This window comes from Shewanella sp. POL2 (assembly GCF_000282755.1).
Lineage (GTDB): Bacteria > Pseudomonadota > Gammaproteobacteria > Enterobacterales > Shewanellaceae > Shewanella > Shewanella xiamenensis.
Map to the genome: position 1 here is coordinate 1 of NZ_AKZL01000150.1, position 4,817 is coordinate 4,817.

Consider the following 4,817-nt stretch of genomic DNA (forward strand, 5'->3'; position numbering starts at 1 on the left):
GTTGTCACCACTAACTGACCGTCACGGTATAGAGCAACACTTTCGCCTAATGCACTATCCCATTCAATATCTACCATAGCGCTACCACGGCGTGATACCAATGCGCGAGTGACGGATGCGTTGATACTATGCTCATAAACTTGAACTTCCATGGTCACAGTATTGCTGTGTTCCATTGAGTCAGTCACAGTGAGGGCCACAGTGTAAGTACCTGCCGCAGCAAATACATGGCTAGGGTTCATTTCAGTTGAAGTTGAACCATCACCAAAATCCCAGCTGTAGCTCACGATATCATCGTTCGCATCGGTACTAGTGTTAGTAAAGGCGACACTTAAACCTTCAACTGCATACTCGAAGCCCGCCACTGGTGCCGCTGGAGATGCTTCGCCTAAGCCGCTGATCACTAAGCCCCAGTTATTAAGAGTACCAGTGTCAGCCGCTGCATTGTCATCTACTGATAATGACCAAGTACCCCGTGCGTTTTCACCATCAAACGCGCTTAAGTCCCAGCTCTTAACAATGTTGTCAGCGCTGCCGCCATCACGGTTATGTAGAACCACTTCAGTACCTGCTGGAGAAGTTAACACAACGCGTAAGTCACCAATCCAAGTGTGGCTGATATTGACATCGGCGGTCACGCCAAAAATCTGCACATCATCAGTAACTTCAATCGTGCTCACAATACCACTAGCATTGTTATCAGGGATAGCAACAGCATTCTCATTGCCATAGGTAAAGTCATTTAATCCTTGAGGGAACACATTCAGTGAAACGACTTTAGCCTTTTCAATAGTGCCATCGGTACCTGTTACTGTAATGCTGTAATCACCCCAAGCTGTTTGCGCCGTTGTCGCAACATCTAAGGTAAATGAACCACCAGCTGAAACAGTTGAGGCTGATAAGGACACACCTTCTAGCGCTGGAGAAACCGAGACAGAAAGAGCTACATCGCCTTCCCATCCTGCAACGCTACCAACACTAAAGTTATAGCTTGCAGTGCTACCCGCTTCGACAGATTGTGATACTGGCGATACGGTAAACTTGTAGCTAGGAGATGGGTTAGCCTGCTCGAGTGCGTTAGCCACATTGAGGCGAGTACCAGCCACGGTTTTACCCGTTAAATCTGCATTAGCATCACCTGATGCCATCAGTAAGGATTTCATTTCTACTGGTGAGAGATCTGGATTTAATGACCACACCAGAGCTGCGGCGCCCGTGACATGTGGAGTAGCCATAGAGGTACCAGAATACGTCGCGTAACCACCACCTGGAACAGTAGAGAGAATCGCGGAGCCTGGTGCTCCCATATCGACGCTAGTTAAACCCCATTGTGAGAAGTCTGACATACGGTCATTACGATCCGTACTTGCAATCGAGAGGACAACGTCAGAATCGTAGCTTGAGGGATAATGTGGGCTCGCATCGTTATCGACCGCGTCGTTACCCGCTGCTGCAACGAATAAAATGCCTGCTTCACCACCCGCTTCAATCGCATCTTTTAAGGCTTGGCTAAAGCTACCGCCGCCCCAAGAGTTGTTGGTGGCTTTGATATCCACGCCATGGTTAACCTTCAGATCCGTAAAGTAATCTAAACATGCAATAGCGCCAGCTGTAGAACCATAACCATCGGCATCAAGGAACTGACAGGCGGCAATTTTAACGTCCCAGTTCACCCCAACGACACCCACACCATTGTTGCCTTTAGCACCAATAGTGCCAGATACGTGAGTACCGTGACCATTACCATCCATTGGGTTACCGTTATCATTTACCGCACTGTAACCGTGAATATCATCGATCACGCCGTTACCATCGTCATCGATACCATTACCTGGAATTTCGCCAGCGTTAACCCACATGTTGGCTTGCAAATCTGGGTGATTGTAATCAACCCCAGTATCGATAACCCCAATCACCACATCCGAGCTACCCGTGGTTATTTCCCAAGCCTCTGGCGCGTCGATATCTGCATCGGCACTACCGCCATTTTGGCCAGTGTTGTTCATGCCCCACAGGCTAGCAAAGCTTGGATCATCGGGCGTACCTATCGCCTTAAGAATGTAGTTGGGTTCTGCATATTTTACCGCTGGATGACGACTAATCACCTTAATCGCATCTTCAATATTAGCGCCTTTACGCAGGGCTAAACGGGTAAGTTTACCATTGAGTAAATGCTGGAATTTATCGTCTACGCCATCAGCATTTGCATCGGTTAAGGTGCCGCGAACTAAACGCTGTGCTGCTGCACGTTCGGCTTTAGTCACATTATCTTTGTACACCACAAGGATGGCGTCTTTTTCATAGACTGGTGCATCTTTTGCCATTGCAGGCACCGCTGACAACGTCATCGCCCCTGCAATTGCTAACGCCAATGGTGAGAGTTTTATTGACATACTTAAGCTTCCTATAGTCCTTTACGTTGAAATTCTGGAACGGCAATTACGCAGCCACCATTCAAAGTGAAATGGATAAAAACGACGAATTTCCAGCATGTTTGCCTGCAAATTGTTGCCATAATGTTTCAATTTAAAAAAGACGCTGCACGCTAAATACAACTTAACTACTAGACCAACTCGGTGAGGTAAATACCGCCTAAACGCAGGGTTTTATCGACAAAAAACAAGATATTAATGGAATTAACAAAAGTTAATCTGGTTAGCATTTAAATTACACCTCAAAAATAAATACCCTTTTGGCCAATTGTCTCTAAGCACTATGGCTCGTACCTTGATGCCTGAGTTGGAAGGAGTCTGTGCTCTGACCAAAACACCAATACATGCAAGGAGTCACTTGTGCCAAATCCATTAACACGCTTTTTGGTACTGCTGCTCTTGATATGTAGTTGCCTGACATCATCCCATGCGGCAGATGTCAGTGAATTGCCCGTCACACTGCAGGCGCTAATTGAGCGTTCAGGGCGCGATAATCTTATCGACCTAGTGCAGCAAGGCACGGCAAACCAAGGGATCGTGTTTCAATCAGGGAACGATAACAGCGCCTATGTGACGCAAGCGGGTAACGATAACGTATCGCTTGTGACACAGATTGGAACCAATAATGAAGTCCAACTACGACAAGTCGGCACTAAAAATATGGCTTCGATTACCCAGATTGGTAATGACAACCTGGTGCAATTGAACCAGCTAGGAAGCGGCAATTTTTCGATTCAACAGATTGCGGACGGTGCCGCAATCTCAATAACTCAGTATTAAACAGGGAGAGTCACATGAAATCACAAGCAAAAATGTCATTGATTGCATTAGCCATTACTGCGGGATTAAGTGGTAATGCGCTAGCAGCAAGCACAGTCAACGAAATCAGCGTTGAGCAAACAGGCCAAGGTCAAGATACCTTAGTCGCTCAAACTGGTGTCATTAACGCAGCAGCAGTAACCCAAACGGGTAACGACCAAGTTGCCACCGTATTACAAGACGGTGTGTGGCATGAAGCACGAGTCAACTCAACTGGCGATGCTAACAAAGTGACTGTTAGCCAACAAACAGATTGGCACGTAGCCTCTGTTGATGTGGAAGGCAATAATAACGAAGTTGAAGTGACTCAAGACGGCTTCTTCAACCAAAGCAGCAACGATGTCGTGGGCAACGACAACCTTGTTTCAGTTAGCCAATTAGGTGAGCTGAACGAAAGCTATGTTGAAATCACTGGCACAGAAAACAGTGCATTTGTTGAGCAAGAAGGTGATGAAAACCTTGCCGTATTCCGTGTTCAAGGCGACAACAACGACGGTGATATCAAACAATACGGTAACAGCAACCAAGCGGGTCTAATTGCACTCGATCTGACTGCCAACGTGGGTAACAACAACGACGTATCAGTTGAACAAATTGGTAACAATAACTTTGGTGCAGCCAAAGGCATCGCTGGTAACGACAACAGTGTTGATATCTACCAAAAAGGTGATAACCACACTGGCTTTGTTTACGCCTTAGCCGGTAGCGAAAACGATATCAGCATGAAGCAAGAAGGCAGCAATAACATTGCTTACCTCTCTATGACTACGGGTGATGATAACACTATCGACATCGCTCAAGATGGTGATAGCAACACAGTTGGTGATTCTTTAGTTGCTGATATTCAAGGTGATGATAATGATATTGCCATCAAGCAAAAAGGCGACAGCAACGGTGCAGAGTTCCAAGTATGGGGCGATAGCAACGACGTTGACTTAAAACAACGTGGTGATGCTAACTTCGCAACCTTTGGCGCTTACGGTACTGACAACGACTTCGACTTATCCTCTAAAGGTGATAACAACGAGCTGGTTGCCTTCGCAACAGGTGAAGACAACAGCATCGAAATCAGCCAAGAAGGTGATGCGAACTTCGCTTATGTGGATGCCGTGGGTAGCGACAACGAAGTGGATGTTGAGCAAGATGGTGATCAAAACGAGACCATCGTTAGCGTAACAGGTAACAACGCCGATGTAACTGCACTGCAACACCGTGGCGATCTGAACCTTATCGATTTAATCATCGAAGGTGATGAAAACTCAGCAGAAATCACTCAAGCGGGTAACGGCAACTGGGTCGGTGGTGATAGCGGTAGTTCATTTGCTGCCAACTCATTTGGCGTGAGTGGTGACAACAACAGCCTAATGATCTCCCAAACAGGTAATGACAACTTAGTATTAGGCTCACAAGCGGGTAACAACAACAGCATCAGCGTAACCCAAAATGGTGATATGAACGTTGCGACTGTTGTGCAGTACTAACCTTTCAATATGAGTCGCCTTCAAGTTGAAGGCGACTAAATAAAAACGGGAACATTGATAATGTTCCCGTTTTTATTTGCCTATC

General features: G+C 46.4%; 3 protein-coding genes. 2 read left to right on the forward strand and 1 reads right to left on the reverse strand.

The features are described 5' to 3' along the window. Window positions 1–2,393 (reverse strand): S8 family serine peptidase (locus tag SHEWPOL2_RS21355; protein WP_037431510.1); only part of this gene is annotated, 2,393 nt, incomplete at its 3' end. A gap of 399 nt (window positions 2,394–2,792) precedes the next feature. On the opposite strand from SHEWPOL2_RS21355, the gene SHEWPOL2_RS21360 reads away from it, so the two are divergent. Beyond that, a complete protein-coding gene (locus SHEWPOL2_RS21360; RefSeq protein WP_037414543.1) occupies window positions 2,793–3,212 on the forward strand; it encodes a curlin in 420 nt (139 codons plus the stop codon). Between the two features lie 14 nt (window positions 3,213–3,226). Next, entirely contained in the window at window positions 3,227–4,732 is a 1,506-nt protein-coding gene (locus tag SHEWPOL2_RS21365) for a curlin (RefSeq protein ID WP_037431511.1), read from the forward strand. Window positions 4,733–4,817: the final 85 nt, after the last annotated feature.

Coding starts and splice junctions, on each gene's coding strand:
- SHEWPOL2_RS21365 (WP_037431511.1), top strand. CDS start 3,227: ATGAAATCACAAGCAAAAATGTCATTGATTGCATTAGCCATTACTGCG.